Annotated in this window: 28 protein-coding genes and 2 tRNA genes; all 30 read left to right on the top strand. The window is 57.5% G+C overall.

Going from position 1 to position 16,229, the window contains the following annotated elements:
* Positions 1–2 precede the first annotated feature (2 nt).
* Positions 3–428 carry a 50S ribosomal protein L14 gene (locus E3E42_RS01815; RefSeq protein ID WP_058937898.1) on the top strand — a complete coding sequence of 142 codons (426 nt, stop codon included), beginning with the start codon at positions 3–5 and terminating at the stop codon, positions 426–428.
* A gap of 10 nt (positions 429–438) precedes the next feature.
* Positions 439–804 (top strand): 50S ribosomal protein L24, encoded by a 366-nt coding sequence (gene rplX, locus E3E42_RS01820; protein ID WP_167902387.1) that lies wholly within the window; start codon positions 439–441, stop codon positions 802–804.
* A complete protein-coding gene (locus E3E42_RS01825; RefSeq protein ID WP_167902388.1) occupies positions 804–1,535 on the top strand; it encodes a 30S ribosomal protein S4e in 732 nt (243 codons plus the stop codon). Before rplX ends, E3E42_RS01825 begins: the two co-directional genes overlap by 1 nt.
* An 11-nt stretch (positions 1,536–1,546) precedes the next feature.
* Entirely contained in the window at positions 1,547–2,098 is a 552-nt protein-coding gene (locus E3E42_RS01830) for a 50S ribosomal protein L5 (RefSeq protein ID WP_148882780.1), read from the top strand.
* A gap of 1 nt (position 2,099) precedes the next feature.
* Complete coding sequence (locus E3E42_RS01835; RefSeq protein WP_014012546.1) at positions 2,100–2,270, top strand: 30S ribosomal protein S14; 171 nt, start codon at positions 2,100–2,102, stop codon at positions 2,268–2,270.
* Positions 2,271–2,281: 11 nt separating this feature from the next.
* Entirely contained in the window at positions 2,282–2,674 is a 393-nt protein-coding gene (locus tag E3E42_RS01840; RefSeq protein ID WP_014012545.1) for a 30S ribosomal protein S8, read from the top strand.
* A 10-nt stretch (positions 2,675–2,684) separates the two neighbouring features.
* Positions 2,685–3,239, top strand: coding sequence for a 50S ribosomal protein L6 (locus tag E3E42_RS01845; RefSeq protein WP_167902389.1), 555 nt, complete (start codon positions 2,685–2,687; stop codon positions 3,237–3,239).
* A 10-nt stretch (positions 3,240–3,249) separates the two neighbouring features.
* On the top strand, positions 3,250–3,630 hold the full coding sequence (locus E3E42_RS01850) for a 50S ribosomal protein L32e (protein WP_167902390.1): 381 nt from the start codon (positions 3,250–3,252) through the stop codon (positions 3,628–3,630).
* Positions 3,631–3,640: 10 nt separating this feature from the next.
* Positions 3,641–4,087, top strand: a complete 447-nt coding sequence (locus E3E42_RS01855; RefSeq protein WP_167902391.1) for a 50S ribosomal protein L19e — start codon at positions 3,641–3,643, stop codon at positions 4,085–4,087.
* Positions 4,088–4,097: 10 nt separating this feature from the next.
* Positions 4,098–4,703, top strand: a complete 606-nt coding sequence (locus tag E3E42_RS01860) for a 50S ribosomal protein L18 (protein ID WP_167902392.1) — start codon at positions 4,098–4,100, stop codon at positions 4,701–4,703.
* Positions 4,700–5,407 carry a 30S ribosomal protein S5 gene (gene rpsE, locus E3E42_RS01865; protein ID WP_148882776.1) on the top strand — a complete coding sequence of 236 codons (708 nt, stop codon included), beginning with the start codon at positions 4,700–4,702 and terminating at the stop codon, positions 5,405–5,407. The genes E3E42_RS01860 and rpsE overlap by 4 nt, the downstream gene beginning before the upstream one ends.
* A gap of 11 nt (positions 5,408–5,418) precedes the next feature.
* The gene (locus E3E42_RS01870) at positions 5,419–5,886 is read left to right on the top strand and encodes a 50S ribosomal protein L30 (RefSeq protein WP_167902393.1); all 468 of its coding nucleotides are present in this window, start codon (positions 5,419–5,421) and stop codon (positions 5,884–5,886) included.
* A gap of 11 nt (positions 5,887–5,897) precedes the next feature.
* The gene (locus E3E42_RS01875) at positions 5,898–6,344 is read left to right on the top strand and encodes an uL15 family ribosomal protein (RefSeq protein ID WP_167902394.1); all 447 of its coding nucleotides are present in this window, start codon (positions 5,898–5,900) and stop codon (positions 6,342–6,344) included.
* A 35-nt stretch (positions 6,345–6,379) separates the two neighbouring features.
* Positions 6,380–7,825: a preprotein translocase subunit SecY gene (secY, locus tag E3E42_RS01880; RefSeq protein ID WP_139680158.1), complete on the top strand. Its 1,446-nt coding sequence runs from the start codon at positions 6,380–6,382 to the stop codon at positions 7,823–7,825.
* A gap of 76 nt (positions 7,826–7,901) precedes the next feature.
* Positions 7,902–8,492 carry an adenylate kinase gene (locus E3E42_RS01885; RefSeq protein ID WP_167902395.1) on the top strand — a complete coding sequence of 197 codons (591 nt, stop codon included), beginning with the start codon at positions 7,902–7,904 and terminating at the stop codon, positions 8,490–8,492.
* A complete protein-coding gene (locus E3E42_RS01890; protein ID WP_167902396.1) occupies positions 8,485–9,012 on the top strand; it encodes a DUF106 domain-containing protein in 528 nt (175 codons plus the stop codon). The genes E3E42_RS01885 and E3E42_RS01890 overlap by 8 nt, the downstream gene beginning before the upstream one ends.
* 42 nt (positions 9,013–9,054) lie before the next feature.
* Positions 9,055–9,327 carry a 50S ribosomal protein L34e gene (locus E3E42_RS01895; protein ID WP_167890260.1) on the top strand — a complete coding sequence of 91 codons (273 nt, stop codon included), beginning with the start codon at positions 9,055–9,057 and terminating at the stop codon, positions 9,325–9,327.
* Between the two features lie 19 nt (positions 9,328–9,346).
* Positions 9,347–9,928: a (d)CMP kinase gene (gene cmk, locus E3E42_RS01900; protein WP_167902397.1), complete on the top strand. Its 582-nt coding sequence runs from the start codon at positions 9,347–9,349 to the stop codon at positions 9,926–9,928.
* Between the two features lie 13 nt (positions 9,929–9,941).
* Positions 9,942–10,193, top strand: a complete 252-nt coding sequence (locus E3E42_RS01905; protein WP_167890261.1) for a 50S ribosomal protein L14e — start codon at positions 9,942–9,944, stop codon at positions 10,191–10,193.
* Positions 10,194–10,271: 78 nt separating this feature from the next.
* Positions 10,272–10,982, top strand: a complete 711-nt coding sequence (locus tag E3E42_RS01910) for an SDR family oxidoreductase (protein ID WP_167902543.1) — start codon at positions 10,272–10,274, stop codon at positions 10,980–10,982.
* 60 nt (positions 10,983–11,042) lie between these two features.
* Complete coding sequence (locus E3E42_RS01915) at positions 11,043–12,047, top strand: RNA-guided pseudouridylation complex pseudouridine synthase subunit Cbf5 (RefSeq protein WP_167902398.1); 1,005 nt, start codon at positions 11,043–11,045, stop codon at positions 12,045–12,047.
* A 65-nt stretch (positions 12,048–12,112) separates the two neighbouring features.
* Complete coding sequence (locus E3E42_RS01920; protein WP_240913593.1) at positions 12,113–12,748, top strand: hypothetical protein; 636 nt, start codon at positions 12,113–12,115, stop codon at positions 12,746–12,748.
* Positions 12,749–12,770: 22 nt separating this feature from the next.
* Positions 12,771–13,358 (top strand): class I SAM-dependent methyltransferase, encoded by a 588-nt coding sequence (locus E3E42_RS01925; protein WP_167902400.1) that lies wholly within the window; start codon positions 12,771–12,773, stop codon positions 13,356–13,358.
* Positions 13,344–13,430 (top strand) — tRNA-Ser (locus tag E3E42_RS01930). Before E3E42_RS01925 ends, E3E42_RS01930 begins: the two co-directional genes overlap by 15 nt.
* Positions 13,431–13,469: 39 nt before the next feature.
* Positions 13,470–13,919, top strand: coding sequence for a 30S ribosomal protein S13 (locus E3E42_RS01935; protein WP_139680165.1), 450 nt, complete (start codon positions 13,470–13,472; stop codon positions 13,917–13,919).
* A gap of 10 nt (positions 13,920–13,929) precedes the next feature.
* Positions 13,930–14,472, top strand: a complete 543-nt coding sequence (locus E3E42_RS01940) for a 30S ribosomal protein S4 (protein ID WP_167902401.1) — start codon at positions 13,930–13,932, stop codon at positions 14,470–14,472.
* A complete protein-coding gene (locus tag E3E42_RS01945; RefSeq protein ID WP_139680167.1) occupies positions 14,469–14,888 on the top strand; it encodes a 30S ribosomal protein S11 in 420 nt (139 codons plus the stop codon). The genes E3E42_RS01940 and E3E42_RS01945 overlap by 4 nt, the downstream gene beginning before the upstream one ends.
* Before the next feature lie 29 nt (positions 14,889–14,917).
* Positions 14,918–15,703 (top strand): DNA-directed RNA polymerase subunit D, encoded by a 786-nt coding sequence (locus E3E42_RS01950; protein ID WP_167902545.1) that lies wholly within the window; start codon positions 14,918–14,920, stop codon positions 15,701–15,703.
* 1 nt (position 15,704) lies between these two features.
* Positions 15,705–15,792, top strand: a tRNA-Leu gene (locus E3E42_RS01955).
* A gap of 68 nt (positions 15,793–15,860) precedes the next feature.
* The gene (locus tag E3E42_RS01960; RefSeq protein ID WP_167902402.1) at positions 15,861–16,226 is read left to right on the top strand and encodes a 50S ribosomal protein L18e; all 366 of its coding nucleotides are present in this window, start codon (positions 15,861–15,863) and stop codon (positions 16,224–16,226) included.
* Positions 16,227–16,229: the final 3 nt, after the last annotated feature.

Here is a 16,229-nt window from a genome sequence, read left to right on the forward strand (position 1 = left end):
GAATGGCGAAGAAGGGTGCAGGTGCTACGAGAGGAATTAGCCCGGTCAGGCCGACTCGCGCTCTTCCGATAGGCGCTTACCTCAAGGTCGCCGACAACAGCGGCGCCAAGGTCGTCCAGATAATAGGCGTCGTCGGCTACAAGGGCACCAGAAGGAGGCTCGCCTCCGCTGGCGTCGGCGACATGGTCGTCGCCACCGTCAAGAAGGGAAGGCCCGACATCAGGCACCAGGTTGTTAGGGCCGTTGTCGTCAGGCAGAGGAAGGAGTACAGGCGCCTTGACGGCATGCGCGTTAAGTTCGAGGACAACGCGGCAGCGATAGTCACCCCCGAGGGTGTCCCGAGGGGAACCGAGATCAGGGGTGCCATAGCCAGGGAGGCCGCCGAGCGCTGGGTAAGGCTCGGCAGCATAGCGAGCATAGTGTTGTGAGGTGAGAAAGATGAAGTTGAAGACCAGGCAGCCGAGGAAGCAGAGAAGGTTCCTCTACAACGCTCCCCTTCACCTTAGGAGCAAGGTAATGGCCGCCACCCTGAGCGAGGATCTCAGGAACAAGTACGGCGTCAGGAGCCTCCCGATAAGGGCTGGCGACAAGGTCCGCGTGATGCGCGGAGACTTCAAGGGTAAGGAAGGGAAGGTCGTTGAGGTTGACCTCAAGAGGTACAGGATACACGTCGAGGGCGTTACCCACAAGAAGACCGACGGAACCGAGGTTTACTACCCGCTCCACCCGTCGAACGTTATGATAATCGAACTCAACCTCGACGATGAGAGGAGAGAGAAGATAATTAGTAGGAGGGCTGGTTGATGGCGAGGAAAGGCGCTAAGAGGCACCTTAAGAGACTTGCCGCTCCCACTCAGTGGTACATTTCAAGGAAGACCTACAAGTGGGCGGTCAGGCCGAGGCCGGGTCCGCACAGCATGAGGACCTCCATCCCGCTGCTCTACATAGTCAGGGACTACCTCGGCTACGCCAAGACCGCCCGCGAGGCGAGGAAGATACTCAACGAGGGCAAGATCCTCGTTGATGGCAGGGTTAGGAAGGACTACAAGTTCCCGGTCGGCATCATGGACGTCGTTTCAATCCCCGAGACCGGCGAGCACTACAGGGTCCTTCCGAACAGGATCGGCAAGCTCATACTCCACCCGATAAGCGAGAAGGAAGCCAACATCAAGCCGCTCAGGATCAGCAACAAGCGCATGGTTAAGGGGGCCAAGGTTCAGCTCAACCTCCACGACGGAAGCAACCACCTGGTCACCATGGACGAGAAGGACAGGTACATGACCGCCAGCACCGTTCTGATGAAGGTCCCCGAGAGGGAGGTCATCGAGGTTCTCCCGTTCGAGGTCGGTGCCTACGTCTTCGTTACCCAGGGTAAGAACGTCGCCAGGAAGGGTAAGGTCGTCGAGGTCAGGCAGTTCCCGATGGGATGGCCGGACGTCGTCACCATCGAGGACGAGAACGGGGAGCTCTTCGACACCCTGAAGGAGTACGCCTTCGTCGTTGGTAAGGAGAAGCCGGAGATTTCCCTTCCGTGAGGTGAGATAAGATGCAGATCAACAGAGAGGCTATCCTAGCGGACTGGGAAGCTCACCCGATGAGGAAGCCCAGGATCGCTAAGCTTACCATCAACATTGGAGTTGGCGAGAGCGGTGAGAGGCTCACCAAGGCTGAGACGATGCTGGAGGGGCTCGTCGGCCAGAAGCCGATAAGGAGAAGGGCCAAGCAGACCAACAAGGACTTCGGAATCAGGCGCGGAGAGCCGATAGCGGTGAAGGTCACCCTCCGCGGCAAGAAGGCCGAGGAGATGCTGAACAGGCTCCTCGAGGCCGTTGACAGGAAGCTCAAGGCGAGCAACTTCGACGAGCACGGCAACTTCTGCTTCGGAATCCAGGAGCACATCAACATACCGGGCGTTGAGTACGACCCGGAGATAGGCATCTTCGGTATGGACGTCTGCGTTACCCTCGACAGGCCAGGATACAGGGTTGCCAAGAGGAAGAGGCAGAGGAAGAAGCTCCCGACCAAGCACAAGCTGACCAAGGAGGAGGGTATCGTCTTCGCTATTGAGGAGTTTAAGGTCACCGTGGAGGGATTGTGAGATGGCGAAGGCTGACTACAACAAGAGGAAGCCCAGGAAGTTTGGGAAGGGCGCGAGAAGGTGCATGCGCTGCGGCCAGTACGGCCCGATAATCAGGATACACGGCCTTATGCTCTGCAGACACTGCTTTAGAGAGATAGCCCCCAAGCTGGGCTTTAAGAAGTACGAGTGAGGTGAGAGGAGATGACGTTGCTTGATCCGCTGGCGAACGCTCTCTCCCACATAACCAACAGCGAGAGGGTCGGTAAGGAGGAGGTTTACCTCAAGCCGGCTTCCAAACTCATGGGAGAGGTCCTCAGGGTTATGCAGGAGAACGGCTACATCGGTGAGTTTGAGTTCATAGACGACGGAAGGGCCGGCATCTACAGGGTGCAGCTCATCGGAAAGATCAACAAGGCTGGAGCGATAAAGCCGAGGTTCCCGGTCAAGGCCAGGGAGTACGAGGCCTGGGAGAAGAGGTTCCTTCCGGCCTTCGAGTTCGGTATCCTCATAGTCTCGACCTCCCAGGGCGTCATGACCCACAAAGAGGCCATCGAGAAGGGAATCGGCGGAAGGCTGATAGCCTACGTCTACTGAGGTGAGAGAGATGCCGATAGACGCGTGGGTAAGGGAAGAGGTTGAGATTCCAGAGGGAGTCGAGGTCACCGTTGAGGGGAACACCGTTAAGGTCAAGGGCCCCAGGGGCGAGCTCCAGAGGGAGCTCAAGTATCCGGGCGTTAGGATATTCACCGAGGACGGCAAGGTCGTCGTCTTCAAGGAGTTCCCGAGGAAGAGGGACATAGCCATAGCCAGGACCTTCAAGGCCCACATAGCGAACATGATCAGGGGAGTCACCGAGGGTTTCACCTACAGGCTCAAGATCGTTTACAGCCACTTCCCGATGACCGTCAAGGTTCAGGGTGACGAGGTCGTCATCGAGAACTTCCTCGGTGAGAAGAACCCGAGGAGGGCGAGGATCCTTCCGGGAGTTACCGTTAAGGTCTCCGGCCAGGAGGTCATCGTCGAGGGCATAGACAGGGAAGCGGTTGGCCAGACCGCGGCCAACATCGAGCAGGCTACCAAGATAACCAAGTGGGACAGGCGTGTCTTCCAGGATGGTATCTACATCGTTGAGAAGGCTGGTAAGCCGATAAAGTTCTGAGGTGTGAGAAATGAACGAGAAGGCGAGACTCCTTAGGATAAGGGCCAGGATCAAGAGGAAGAAGCCCCGCTTCCTTCGCCAGGAGTGGTGGAGGTTCCCCAAGTTCAGGAACGACCCGAAGTGGCGCAGGCCGAAGGGAATCGACAGCAAGATGAGGCTCAAGAAGAAGGGCAAGCCCCGCTCACCCAGCATAGGCTGGAGCTCCCCGAGGGCCGTTCGCGGTCTCCACCCGAGCGGCTACGAGGAGGTTCTTGTCCACAACGTCAGGGAGCTTGAGGCCATCGACCCGACCAGGCAGGCTGCGAGGATAGCGAGAACCGTTGGGGCCAGGAAGAGAGAGGCCATACTCGCCAGGGCCAAGGAGCTCGGCGTGAAGGTACTCAACCCGTGAGGTGAGGCTCATGCTCAGGATGCAGAGAAGGATTGCCGCTGATTTGTTGAAGTGCGGTGAGAACAGGGTCTGGATCGACCCGGAGAGGATTGACGACGTCGCCGCCGCCATAACCAGGGAGGACGTGAGAAGGCTCATCAACGACGGCGTCATCAAGAAGAAGCCCGTCAAGGGCCAGAGCAGGGCCCGCGCCAGGGTCTACCAGGAGGCCAGGAAGAAGGGTCGCCACAGGGGCCCGGGAAGCAAGAAGGGTAAGAAGACCGCCAGGATGGGCAAGAAGGAGCGCTGGATGATGACGATAAGGGCCCTCAGGAAGGAGCTCAGGAAGCTCAAGGCCGAGGGCAAGCTCGACGAGCACACCTACAGGCGGCTCTACATCCGCGCCAAGGGCGGCCAGTTCAAGAACAAGAGGCAGCTCTACCTGTTCATGCAGGAGCACGACATACTGAAGGAGTGAGGTGAGAGAGATGGCACACGGACCGAGGTATAGGGTTCCGTTCAGGAGAAGGAGAGAGGGTAAGACTAACTATCACAAGAGGCTCGCCCTCCTCAAGTCTGGAAAGCCCAGGCTTGTCGTGAGGAAGACCCTCAACCACCACGTCGCCCAGATAGTCCTCTACGACCCGAAGGGTGACAGGACCGTCGTTTCGGCTCACACCAGGGAGCTCATGAGGGACTTCGGCTGGAAGGGCCACGGCGGCAACACCCCGAGCGCCTACCTGCTCGGTCTCCTCCTGGGCTACAAGGCCAAGAAGGCCGGCATCGAGGAGGCTATCCTTGACATAGGCCTCCACCCGCCGACCAGGGGTTCGAGCATCTTCGCAGTCCTCAAGGGAGCTGTTGATGCGGGCCTGGACGTTCCGCACAGCGAGGAGATCTACCCCGAGGACTACAGGATAAACGGCGAGCACATAGCCAACTACGCCAGGGCCCTTAAGGAGGAGGACGAGGCCCTCTACAGGAAGCAGTTCAGCGGCTATCTCGTCAAGGGCCTCGAGCCCGAGAAGCTCCCCGAGCACTTTGAGGATGTTAAGGCTAAGATAATCGAGAAGTTTGAGGGGGCGAGAGAATGAGCGACCCGAGAGAGATGACCCAGCGCGTCCTTGAGGAGTGGGAGCCGAGGACCAAGCTCGGCAGGCTCGTCAAGGAGGGTCAGATAACTGACATTCACGAGATATTCCGCAAGGGCTACCAGATCAAGGAGCCGGAGATAGTTGACGTCCTCCTCCCGGAGGTCAACATGAGGGAGAACCAGGAGGTTCTCGACATAGCCCTCACCGTCAGGATGACCGACAGCGGCAGGAGGATCCGCTTCAGGGTTCTCGCTGCTGTGGGCAACAGGGACGGCTACGTTGGCCTTGGAATCGGCCACGGGAAGGAGGTTGGAATAGCCATCAGGAAGGCCATCAACTACGCCAAGATGAACATCATCGAGATCAAGCGCGGCTGTGGAAGCTGGGAGTGCAGGTGCAGGAGGCCGCACTCAATCCCGTTCGCCGTCGAGGGCAAGGAGGGTAGCGTTCGCGTCAAGCTCATGCCGGGGCCGCGTGGACTTGGACTGGTCATAGGTGACGTCGGCAAGAAGATACTCAGCCTCGCCGGCGTCCAGGACGTCTGGTCCCAGACCCTCGGTGAGACGAGAACCACCGTTAACTTCGCCAAGGCGGTCTTCAACGCGCTCTACAACACCAACAGCGTCGCCATCAAGCCGGAGGACATCGAGCGCTACGGCATAATCGTCGGAAGGGAGATGTCCACCAGCTTCCAGGTTGAGTGAGGTGAGAAAAGATGGCAAAGCTCGCACTCATCAGGCTTAGGAGCGGGATAAGGGCGAAGGGTGAGGTCAGGGACACCCTCGCCATGCTCCGCCTCCACAGGATAAACCACCTCGTCCTCGTCGACGACAACCCGAGCTACAAGGGAATGGTTCAGAAGGTCAAGGACTACATCACCTGGGGAGAGATCGACGCCGAGACCCTGGCCAACCTCATCAGGAAGAGGGGCAGGCTCATCGGCAACAGGCCGATAACCGACGAGTACGTTCAGGAGAAGCTCGGCATGACCATCGAGGAGTTCGCCAGGAAGGTTGTCGATGGCGAGATGAAGCTCACGGACCTCCCGAGCATCAAGCCCGTCTTCAGGCTCCACCCGCCGAGGGGCGGCCTCAAGGGCGGCAAGAAGCGCACCTTCAAAGAGGGCGGAGCGCTCGGCTACCGCGGCGAGAAGATAAACGAGCTCATTGAGAGAATGCTCTGAGGTGGCGAGAGATGATAAGGAGGAAGAAGAAGGTTAGGAAGCTCCGCGGAAGTCACACTCACGGATGGGGCTGCAAGAAGAAGCACCGCGGCGGTGGTAGCAAGGGCGGTAAGGGAATGGCCGGAACCGGAAAGAGGAAGAACACCAAGTGGACCTGGGTCATCAAGTACGCCCCGGACCACCTCGGAAAGCGCGGCTTCCACAGGCCCAAGGCCGTCCAGTACACCCCGAATACCATAAACCTCAGCGACATAGACGAGAACCTCGCCCTCTTCCTTGACATGGGTGTTGCCTACGAGGAGGAAGGGAAGGTCATAGTTGACACCACTCAGCTCGGTGTTGACAAGGTTCTCGGAACCGGCAGGCTCAGCAGGCCCCTCGTTGTTAAGGCCTACTACGTTACCCCGAAGGCCGAGGAGAAGATCAAGGCCGCTGGCGGCGAGGTTCTCCTCGCCTGATTCCCCTTTAATTTAACTTTTGGCGGGTGTTAATCATGGGGTTCAGAAACGTAGTGTTCGCGATTGAGAGGTACTTCCCGGAGGTTGAGCGGCCCAAGAGGCACGTGCCGCTTAAGGAAAAGTTCATGTGGACAGGGATCGTTCTGCTGCTGTACTTCATCCTCGCGGAGATTCCGCTCTACGGAATTCCCGCCCAGATCCAGGACTACTTTGCCACGCTCAGATTTGTGCTCGCGGGAAGGAGCGGTTCCCTCCTGACCCTTGGTATCGGTCCAATCGTCACCGCGAGCATTATCATGCAGCTTCTCGTCGGTTCCGAGATAGTTCACCTCGATCTCTCAAATCATGAGGATAGGAGATTCTACCAGGCCGCTCAGAAGCTCTTTGCCGTGTTTATGAGCTTCTTTGAGGCGGCTATATACGTATTCGCAGGTGCGTTTGGTAAGGTTGACATGGGACTAGGGGCGTTCCAGACAGTCACGACACCCGCCGGACAGGTTTACATAGGCCTGGGGTTAGGGATACTCATAATACTCCAGCTCGGCTTTGCCTCCGTCATGCTCATACTCCTGGACGAGCTTGTTAGCAAGTGGGGAATAGGAAGCGGTATCAGCCTGTTCATCGCGGCTGGTGTTTCCCAGACGGTCGTCACCAAGTCCCTTAACCCGTTCACTACCAGTCAGTACGTGGATCCCGTTACCGGTGGCCCCGCCATAATAGGTGCCATTCCAGCGTTCATACAGCACCTGTTCTACGGGGACCTGACCGGCGCGCTGTACAGGGGCACCCTGCCGGACATGATGGACGTCCTTGCCACCATAGTGGTGTTCCTCGTGGTCGTCTACCTCGAGAGCATGCGCGTGGAGATACCCCTCAGCTACGGCCGCGTCACCGTCCGTGGAAGGTACCCGATAAGGTTCATGTACGTCAGCAACATACCAATCATCCTGACCTTTGCTCTCTACTCCAACATCCAGCTCTGGGCCAGGCTCCTCAACAACTACGGCTACACCTTCCTCGGAACGTTTGATGAAAACGGCTACCCACTGACCGGCTTCGTTACCTACCTCTACCCGCCGAGGGACATCTACCACGTCATAGCCGACCCTGGAAGGGCCCTCGTCTACGCGCTGATGACCATATTCTGGGCCATACTCTTTGGATTCCTGTGGGTCGAGCTGACGGGCCTTGACGCCAAGAGCATCGCCAGACAGCTTCAGAGGGCGGGGCTGCAGATACCAGGGTTCAGGCGCGACCCGAGGATACTCGAGAGGGTGCTCAACAGGTACATCCCCTACGTTACCTTCTGGGGTTCGTTCACACTGGCGTTAGTCGCAGTGCTGGCGGACTTCCTGGGTGCCCTCGGTACCGGAACGGGAATCCTCCTTACGGTCGGTATCCTCTACAGGCTCTACGAGGAGATTGCAAGGGAGCAGGCCACGGAGATGTTCCCGGCACTCAGGAAATTCTTTACGAAGTGAGCCCTTTCTTTTCTTTCACAAAACCTTTTAAACTCGGTCCTGTTACTTTCTCCAGAAACCTTCCTGGGTGAGCGTGATGCCGTTTGTGGTCATGATAACAGGAATTCCAGGGGTGGGGAAGAGCACCATAACCAAACTCGCACTCAAGAAGTCCCGGGCCAAGTTCAGGCTCGTCAACTTCGGAGACCTGATGTTCGACGAGGCCGTCGGGGCGGGACTGGTGAGGCACAGGGATGAGATGAGGAAGCTCGACCCGAACGTTCAGAAGGAGCTTCAGATGAAGGCCGCGAGAAGGATAGTCGAGATGTCCCAGCGCGAGCCGGTCCTGATTGACACCCATGCGACGATAAGGACGCCCGTGGGCTACCTCCTCGGTTTTCCCAGGGAGGTTATTGAGGTCATAAACCCAAACTTCATCGTCATAATCGAGGCGGCACCGAGCGAGATACTCGGAAGGCGCCTGCGCGACCTGAAGCGCGACCGTGACGTGGAGACAGAGGAGCAGATACAGAGGCACCAGGACCTGAACCGCGCCGCCGCGGTCAGCTACGCTATGCACTCCAACGCGCTCATAAAGATAATCGAGAATCATGAGGATAAGGGCCTTCGGGAGGCCGTTCACGAGCTTGTTGAAGTACTGGATCTGGCGGTGGGAGAGTATGATTGAGGAGATATACACGTTCCTTGACAGCATCTTTGGGCCGATGATACAGGCCTACAACCCCATAGTGGTGGTTACGGTATCGGGAATCATACTGGGTTCCTTCTTCACCCTGCTGAACTATCTCCTAGTTGACCAGGAGAAGGTCAAGAGGCTTCAGAAGAAGAGCAAAGAGTTCCAGAAGAAGTACAAGGAAGCCCAGGCCGCGAAGGATGAGAAGAAGCTCAAAAAGCTTCAGCAGGAGCAGATGGAGCTCATGAAGCTCCAGAGCGAGGTCATGAAGGACACCATGCTCAAGGTCACCCTGCTTACGATGCCGATATTCTGGATATTCTTCGGCTGGCTCAGGAGATGGTACGTTGAGGTCGGTATCGTGAAGTCCCCCTTCGACTTTTTCCTCTTCGACTGGTTCCACGGCCTCTACCACTCCGCGCTCCCAGCGAGCGAGCTAGGCTACGTCGGCTGGTACGTTCTGACGTCAATGATAACCGGCTACGTCCTCAGGAAGCTCCTCGATATGGGTTAAATTTAAAAACGATTCCCTGAAAGGAAAGGCGAGGTGAGAAGAATGAAGCCGATGTACAGGTCAAGGTCATGGAGAAGGAAGTACGTCAGGACCCCTGGCGGAAGAACCGTCGTCCACTTTGAGAGGAGAAAGCCCAAGGTTGCCCACTGCGCCATGTGCGGCAGGCCGCTCAACGGTTTCCCGCGCGGCAGGCCCAGCGAACTCCGGAAGCTCCCGAAGACAGCCAAGAGGCCGGAGAGGCCCTACGCTAACCTCTGCCCGAGCTGCATGAGGAAGGTCATGAAGGCCCAGGTCAGGGCGGGCGTTGCCCTCTGATTTCGGATGAGGTGCTAATATGCCCAAGGGCTGCCTCGTTATAACCGTCAGCGGCCTGGCAGGCTCGGGAACGACCACCCTCTGCCGCAATCTCGCCAGGCACTACGGGTTCAAACATATCTACGCCGGGCTCATCTTCCGGCAGATGGCGAAGGAGATGGGCATGACTCTGAAGGAGTTCCAGGAGTACGCCGAGCTTCACCCCGAGATCGACCGCGAGGTTGACAGGAGGCAGGTGGAGGCAGCCAGGGAGTGCAACGTCGTTATTGAGGGCCGCCTCGCCGGCTGGATGGTCAAGGATGCGGACCTCAAGATATGGCTCGACGCCCCCATGATGGAGCGTGCAAGGCGCGTTGCCCGCCGTGAGGGAGTCTCCGTCGAGGAGGCCTTTGTGGGAATTGCCGAGCGCGAGAAGGGCAACAGGAAAAGGTATTTAAACCTCTATGGAATTGACATCGACGACAAGTCGATTTATGACTTGATTATTAACACTGCCCATTGGAATCCCGATGGCGTCTTCGCGATTGTGAAGGCCGCCATCGACCACCTATACCCCGACGGTGACGCGGGGTCGGGTGCAAACCCGGGCAACAAAAGATGAGGAGGTGGGATGAATGCCAGCTATGGAAGTCGGAAGGCTTGCCGTTATAATCGCCGGAAGGAGGGCCGGAGAGAAGGTCGTCGTCGTTGACGTCATCGACAGGAACTTCGTCCTCGTTACCGGCGCCGGCCTCAACAAGGTCAAGCGCAGGAGGATGAACGTCAAGCACCTCGAGCCCCTTCCGGAGAAGGTCAGCATCGAGCGCGGCGCCGACGACGAGGCCGTCAAGGCCGCCCTTGAGAGCGCTGGAATAAGCCTTGAGTGAATTGCAGGAGGCCTTCTGGCCTCTTCTTACTTCCTAACGCTTTTAAATTAAGTTTCCGAGATCCTTCTGGTGGGTTTCATGAAAACCGCACTGGTGACGGGTGCAACTGGTGGCATAGGGAAGCTTCTCGTTGAGGGGCTCGTCGGGAGGGGCTATAGGGTTGTCGGTGTGGCCAGGAACGAAGAAAAACTTCGTGAACTTCAGGAAAGACTGCAGGCTTTTGAATACATAGTTGCCGACCTGACTGCGGAGGACTTTCCCGGCACGATTTTGAAGGGGCTCGAGAGGCTCGGTGTGCAAAAGGTTGACCTTCTCATAAACAACGCGGGCCTTGCGGTAAGGAAGCCCCTTCTTGAGCACTCTGGGGCGGAGCTGGAGAATCTATTCCGGGTAAATACCCTTGCACCTGTGGAGCTTACAATGGCAGTCCTTCCCATGCTTCGGAAGGGTTCAGGGGTGGTGTTCATAATCAGCGGCGTGGCCTTCGTCAATGTGCCTGAGATTCCCTCCTACTGCGCCGCCAAGGGTGCACTCCACTACCTGGCAGTAAACCTTGAAAAGGAGCTCAAAGTGAGGGGAATTCACGTCATGAGGGTGTACCCCAAGCAGGTCAAAACCGGATTCTGGAACGGAAATGTTCCGAAGGGTTCGATAGAGCCGGAAAGGGTTGCAAGAGCGGTATTGAAGGGGCTTGAAAAGGGCAAGCGGGAGGTTTTCGTACCTGGCTATCTAAAACTCGTCAAGTACCTCCCGAACTGGCCGGTCTTTACCTATCGGTTTAAATATTAAGCTCAGGTTTATAAGGCCGTATCCCGAACTTAGGGCGATAACGCTCATCGGGTGATGCTCATGGCGAGGGACGAAGTGAGGAGGATCCTTCCCGCTGACATAAAGCGAGAGGTTTTGGTTAGGGACGAGAAGGCGGAGACGAATCCAAAGTGGGGCTTCCCGCCGGAGAAAAGGCCCCTGGAGATGCACATACAGTTCGGGATAATAAACCTCGACAAGCCCCCCGGGCCGACGAGCCATGAGGTTGTTGCCTGGATCAAGAGGCTCTTCGACCTGAACAAGGCCGGCCACGGTGGAACACTCGACCCCAAGGTCAGCGGTGTTCTTCCCGTCGCCCTTGAAAGGGCCACGAGGGTGGTTCAGGCTCTCCTGCCCGCCGGAAAGGAGTATGTGGCTCTGATGCACCTTCACGGCGACGTCCCTGAGAACAAAATCCGCGCCGTGATGAGGGAGTTTGAGGGAGAGATAATCCAGAGGCCGCCCCTGAGGAGCGCGGTCAAGAGAAGGCTGAGGACGAGAAAGGTCTACTACATCGAGATACTCGAGATAGATGGCAGGGACGTGCTCTTCCGCGTTGGAGTTGAGGCCGGAACCTACATAAGGTCGCTTATCCACCACATTGGCCTTGCCCTCGGGGTTGGAGCGCACATGGCCGAGCTGAGGAGAACCAGAAGTGGACCCTTCAAGGAGGACGAGACGCTGGTGACCCTTCACGACCTCATCGACTACTATCACTTCTGGAAGGACGACGGCATCGAGGAGTACTTCAGGAAGGCCATCCAGCCCATGGAGAAGGCGGTGGAGCACCTTCCCAAGGTATGGATAAGGGATTCTGCCGTTGCCGCCGTAACCTACGGCGCAGATTTGGCAGTTCCGGGAATAGTGAAGCTCAACAAGGGCATCAAAAGGGGCGACCTCGTTGCTGTCATGACCCTTAAAGACGAACTCGTGGCTTTGGGCAAGGCCACCATGACGAGCGGCGAGATGCTCCAGAGAAGCAAGGGAATAGCGGTAGACGTGGACAAGGTCTTCATGCCGAGGGACTGGTATCCCAAACTCTGGTGAGGGATTTGTCTCGACTCTCACTGCTTTTTGATGCCTTTTCTTCCCCGGTTGAGCCTCGAGGGGTAATGCTCCTCGTAAGGTTTGTCCTCCTCTGGTTCTGGCTCGATGTTCTGCTCTTTCTGCTCCTCGGTGTTCTTGAGTACTCCATCAGAAACGTTCTCAGTTCGGTGATACTCCTCCTCGTGTGGTTCGCGGCGGTAACTGTACCTAAGATTTTTGGAAAATCGAACTGGTTTGAAGACAATCCCGGTGCTGCGTATCTTTTTGCCGTTTTTCTGATGGCGCTGTTTGAGGAAACGCTGGTGACCATGAACGGCGGCGGGCTGGGAGGAAAGGCGACGAGCTTGGCGCACGACCTGACGATGGCCGTTCCGGTTTTCATAGGGATTGGAACGGGGCTTTACCTGGCCCATCGTATATTACCGATGTCGCGCGGTGAGTTCTTTCTCTTTGGAGCACTCTTTGGGTTCTTCATTGAGACAGTTTTGAACGGTGCCTGGAGCGGCTTGGTGCTGCTCGGCGGGGGTGCGATGGGTCTCTACGGCATAATACTATCGGCCCACACCCCGGAGATTGAGAATCCGGCACCGCTGGGGATTAAGAAGGTTCTAATCGTTATGTCACTCGGAACAGTGTTCATGCTCGCCGGGGCCGTTGCGGGGAACACCCTCTGGCGCTTGGCCGGGGGTTCACCTTTATAAACCCATCAACGAACCACCGCACATGAGCCACTACTACTCTGAAGAGCCCAACGTTCCGCTGAGGACGAAAACCGTAGAGGTCTGCATTAGAGGGGGCTGCTTTAAATTCATAACGGCCAGTGGTGTGTTCTCCTTCGGGAAGCTAGACCGCGGCACTGAACTGCTCGTGGAGAGCATGATACTCGATGAGGGTTGGCGCATCCTCGATTTGGGCTGCGGCTACGGGGCGATTGGGATAGTGGCTTCTCGCTTCGTTGAATACGTGGTGATGACCGACGTGAACAGAAGGGCCGTAAGCATGGCGAGGAAAAACTTAAAAATCAACGGCGTTAGAAACGCCGAGGTGAGGTGGGGAAGCCTCTACGAGCCCGTCAGGGGCGAAAGGTTCAACGCGATCATCACTAATCCCCCGGTGCACGCGGGGAAGGAAGTGCTGAGGGAAATAGTTATAAACGCTCCCCGGCATCTCAACGATGGAGGCCTCCTGCAGCTGGTGATTAAGACGAAGCAGGGGGCAAAGTATATTAAGGCTCTAATGGATGACCACTTCACCGAAGTGAGAGAGCTGGTTAAGGGGAGCGGCTACCGCGTGTATGCCGGGATCGCCTAGCCTGGGATGGCGCGGGCCTTGAGAGCCCGTGTCCGTATGGACACCGGGGTTCAAATCCCCGTCCCGGCGCCAAAATCCTCTCTGAAGGATTGAGATGGAGGTGTATTCGTAATGACGGACAACTTCAGACACATAGTCCGTGTAGCGGGAGTTGATTTGAACGGAAATAAGCAGCTGAGATGGGCCCTTACGGGCATCAGGGGTATCGGCATAAACTTCGCCACTATGGTGCTCAGGGTTGCAGGGATCGACCCGTACATGAAGACCGGTTACCTGACCGACGAGCAGGTCAAGAAGATTGAGAAGGTGCTCGAGGACCCGATCGCCCACGGTATCCCCGCCTGGGCCGTTAACAGGCAGAAGGACTACGAGACCGGCAAGGACATGCACCTCATCACCGCCAAGCTCGTCATGGCCTGGCGTGAGGACGTCAACAGGCTCAGGAGAATCAGGGCTTACCGCGGCATAAGGCACGAGCTTGGACTGCCGCTCCGCGGCCAGAGGACCAGGTCGAACTTCAGGCACGGCAGCACCCTCGGTGTGAGCAGAAGGAAGAAGTGAGGTGATGTAGATGGGAGACCCCAAGAGGCAGAGGAAGAGGTACGAGACTCCCTCTCACCCCTGGATTAAGGAGAGGCTCGACCGCGAGAGAGTCCTCATGAAGAAGTACGCCCTCAAGAACAAGAAGGAGCTCTGGAGGCACGAGACCCAGCTCAAGGAGTTCAGGCGTAGGGCCAGGCGCCTCCTTGCCGCCCGCGGCAGGCAGGCCGAGGTTGAGAGGACCCAGCTCCTCCAGAGGCTCAACAGGCTTGGCCTCCTTCCGGCCGATGCTGCCCTTGATGACGTTCTCTCCCTGACGGTTGAGGACGTCCTTGACAGGCGCCTTCAGACTCTCGTCTACAAGAAGGGCCTCGCCAGGACCATTGGACAGGCCAGGCAGCTCATAGTTCACGGCCACATCGAGATAAACGGCCAGATAATACGCTCTCCTGGCTACCTCGTCCTCAGGGAGGAGGAAGACACAATCACCTATTCAAAGACCTCTCCTTTCGCTAAGGAGAGCCACCCCGAGAGGATGGTTATTGAACAGGCTAAGCAGGGTGAGGCCTCATGAGCGAGCAGACCCAGCAGGTTAACCTCAAGAAGAAGGAGAAGTGGGGCGTTGCCCACATCTACTCCTCCTACAACAACACCATCATCCACATCACCGACCTCACCGGGGCCGAGACCGTCAGCAGGTGGAGCGGCGGTATGGTCGTCAAGGCTGACAGGGACGAGCCCTCCCCGTACGCGGCTATGATCGCCGCCAGGAGGGCCGCCGAGGAGGCCATGGAGAAGGGCTTCACCGGAGTCCACATCAAGGTCCGCGCCCCCGGTGGAAGCAGGAGCAAGAGCCCGGGACCGGGTGCTCAGGCCGCCATCCGTGCCCTCTCCAGGGCCGGCCTCAGGATCGGAAGGGTTGAGGACGCCACCCCGATTCCGCACGACGGCACCAGGCCGAAGGGCGGAAGAAGGGGCAGGCGCGTCTGATTCCCACAACTTCTTTTTTGGTGATGCCGATGGAGCCAAAGTTTCAGATTCTTGAGAAAAGGGAGGACTCGATTAAGTTCATCGTCGAGGGAGTTGATGTACCCTTCGCCAATGCCCTGAGGAGGACCATCCTCGCGGACGTCCCCACCTTTGCGGTGGATGAGGTTGAGTTCTTCGAGAACGATTCCGCCCTCTTCGACGAGATAATCGCCCACAGGGTGGGTATGATACCGCTCACCACTCCCCACGAGAGGTTCTCCCTCGATTCACTGGAGCTTGACGAGTACACTGTTACGCTCTCCCTCGAGGCAGAGGGTCCCGGAATGGTTTACTCCGGTGACCTTAAGAGCAGCGATGAGGGCGTGAAGCCCGCCAACCCCAACATCCCAATAGTTAAGCTTGCCGAGGGCCAGAGGCTTACGTTTAACGCCTATGCAAGACTCGGCCGCGGAAAGGACCATGCCAAGTGGCAGCCCGGCTTCGTCTACTACAAGTACCTCACCAGGATTCACGTGAGCAAGGAGGTCCCTGACTGGAAGGAGCTCAAAGAGCTCGCCGAGAGGCGCGGTCTTCCGGTGGAGGAGACCGGAGAAGAGCTTATCATAACGACCATTAAGGCCTTCTACCTCCCGAGGAAGTTTGAGGGTTATGAGGGGGACAGGATCCGGGAAGAGGTGGTGCCCGGTGCCTTTGTCTTCACCGTCGAGACCAATGGGGAACTTCCGGTTGAGGAAATCGTGACCATAGCCCTCAAAATCCTCATGAGGAAGAGCGATAGATTTATAAGCGAACTCCATAAATTAGCGTCCGACTGACGCGGGGGTAGCCGAGCCTGGCCAAAGGCGCGGGATTCAGGGTCCCGTCCCGTAGGGGTTCCGGGGTTCAAATCCCCGCCCCCGCACCAGTATTTACGCTCACCCCGTTGGACCTGTCGGTTTCCCACCTGCGAGAGAGCGTTAAGGAGGTATGTTCATGGTCAAGAGAACCGGACCCACTGACATCAACCTGAGGAGGCTCATCCGCTACCTCAGAAAGAAGTCTAACGAGGAAGGGGTTAAGATATGGAAGGACGTTGCCTGGCGCCTTGAGGGGCCCAGGAGGCAGAGGGCTGAGGTGAACGTCAGCAGGATCAACCGCTACACCAAGGACGGCGACACCGTCATCGTTCCCGGAAACGTCCTCGGTGCAGGAAAGCTCGAGCACAAGGTCACCGTTGCCGCCTGGAAGTTCAGCGAGACTGCCAAGAGGAAGATAGTCGAGGCCGGTGGAGAGGTCCTCACGATTGAGGAGCTCATCGAGAGAAACCCGAAGGGTAGTGGAGTAATCATAATGGAGTGATGG

Origin of the sequence: Thermococcus sp. JdF3, assembly GCF_012027495.1 — an archaeon.
Lineage (GTDB): Archaea > Methanobacteriota_B > Thermococci > Thermococcales > Thermococcaceae > Thermococcus.

Excerpts from the sequence above, each read along its gene's own strand:
- E3E42_RS01935 (WP_139680165.1), top strand. The coding sequence starts at position 13,470 with ATGACGGACAACTTCAGACACATAGTCCGTGTAGCGGGAGTTGATTTG.
- cmk (WP_167902397.1), top strand. The coding sequence starts at position 9,347 with ATGCCCAAGGGCTGCCTCGTTATAACCGTCAGCGGCCTGGCAGGCTCG.
- E3E42_RS01885 (WP_167902395.1), top strand. The coding sequence starts at position 7,902 with ATGCCGTTTGTGGTCATGATAACAGGAATTCCAGGGGTGGGGAAGAGC.
- E3E42_RS01825 (WP_167902388.1), top strand. The coding sequence starts at position 804 with ATGGCGAGGAAAGGCGCTAAGAGGCACCTTAAGAGACTTGCCGCTCCC.
- rpsE (WP_148882776.1), top strand. The coding sequence starts at position 4,700 with ATGAGCGACCCGAGAGAGATGACCCAGCGCGTCCTTGAGGAGTGGGAG.
- E3E42_RS01905 (WP_167890261.1), top strand. The coding sequence starts at position 9,942 with ATGCCAGCTATGGAAGTCGGAAGGCTTGCCGTTATAATCGCCGGAAGG.
- E3E42_RS01895 (WP_167890260.1), top strand. The coding sequence starts at position 9,055 with ATGAAGCCGATGTACAGGTCAAGGTCATGGAGAAGGAAGTACGTCAGG.
- E3E42_RS01945 (WP_139680167.1), top strand. The coding sequence starts at position 14,469 with ATGAGCGAGCAGACCCAGCAGGTTAACCTCAAGAAGAAGGAGAAGTGG.
- E3E42_RS01950 (WP_167902545.1), top strand. The coding sequence starts at position 14,918 with ATGGAGCCAAAGTTTCAGATTCTTGAGAAAAGGGAGGACTCGATTAAG.
- E3E42_RS01925 (WP_167902400.1), top strand. The coding sequence starts at position 12,771 with ATGAGCCACTACTACTCTGAAGAGCCCAACGTTCCGCTGAGGACGAAA.
- rplX (WP_167902387.1), top strand. The coding sequence starts at position 439 with ATGAAGTTGAAGACCAGGCAGCCGAGGAAGCAGAGAAGGTTCCTCTAC.
- E3E42_RS01960 (WP_167902402.1), top strand. The coding sequence starts at position 15,861 with ATGGTCAAGAGAACCGGACCCACTGACATCAACCTGAGGAGGCTCATC.
- E3E42_RS01830 (WP_148882780.1), top strand. The coding sequence starts at position 1,547 with ATGCAGATCAACAGAGAGGCTATCCTAGCGGACTGGGAAGCTCACCCG.
- E3E42_RS01815 (WP_058937898.1), top strand. The coding sequence starts at position 3 with ATGGCGAAGAAGGGTGCAGGTGCTACGAGAGGAATTAGCCCGGTCAGG.
- E3E42_RS01845 (WP_167902389.1), top strand. The coding sequence starts at position 2,685 with ATGCCGATAGACGCGTGGGTAAGGGAAGAGGTTGAGATTCCAGAGGGA.
- E3E42_RS01875 (WP_167902394.1), top strand. The coding sequence starts at position 5,898 with ATGATAAGGAGGAAGAAGAAGGTTAGGAAGCTCCGCGGAAGTCACACT.
- E3E42_RS01915 (WP_167902398.1), top strand. The coding sequence starts at position 11,043 with ATGGCGAGGGACGAAGTGAGGAGGATCCTTCCCGCTGACATAAAGCGA.
- secY (WP_139680158.1), top strand. The coding sequence starts at position 6,380 with ATGGGGTTCAGAAACGTAGTGTTCGCGATTGAGAGGTACTTCCCGGAG.
- E3E42_RS01840 (WP_014012545.1), top strand. The coding sequence starts at position 2,282 with ATGACGTTGCTTGATCCGCTGGCGAACGCTCTCTCCCACATAACCAAC.
- E3E42_RS01850 (WP_167902390.1), top strand. The coding sequence starts at position 3,250 with ATGAACGAGAAGGCGAGACTCCTTAGGATAAGGGCCAGGATCAAGAGG.
- E3E42_RS01860 (WP_167902392.1), top strand. The coding sequence starts at position 4,098 with ATGGCACACGGACCGAGGTATAGGGTTCCGTTCAGGAGAAGGAGAGAG.
- E3E42_RS01890 (WP_167902396.1), top strand. The coding sequence starts at position 8,485 with ATGATTGAGGAGATATACACGTTCCTTGACAGCATCTTTGGGCCGATG.
- E3E42_RS01940 (WP_167902401.1), top strand. The coding sequence starts at position 13,930 with ATGGGAGACCCCAAGAGGCAGAGGAAGAGGTACGAGACTCCCTCTCAC.
- E3E42_RS01910 (WP_167902543.1), top strand. The coding sequence starts at position 10,272 with ATGAAAACCGCACTGGTGACGGGTGCAACTGGTGGCATAGGGAAGCTT.
- E3E42_RS01835 (WP_014012546.1), top strand. The coding sequence starts at position 2,100 with ATGGCGAAGGCTGACTACAACAAGAGGAAGCCCAGGAAGTTTGGGAAG.
- E3E42_RS01855 (WP_167902391.1), top strand. The coding sequence starts at position 3,641 with ATGCTCAGGATGCAGAGAAGGATTGCCGCTGATTTGTTGAAGTGCGGT.
- E3E42_RS01870 (WP_167902393.1), top strand. The coding sequence starts at position 5,419 with ATGGCAAAGCTCGCACTCATCAGGCTTAGGAGCGGGATAAGGGCGAAG.
- E3E42_RS01920 (WP_240913593.1), top strand. The coding sequence starts at position 12,113 with ATGCTCCTCGTAAGGTTTGTCCTCCTCTGGTTCTGGCTCGATGTTCTG.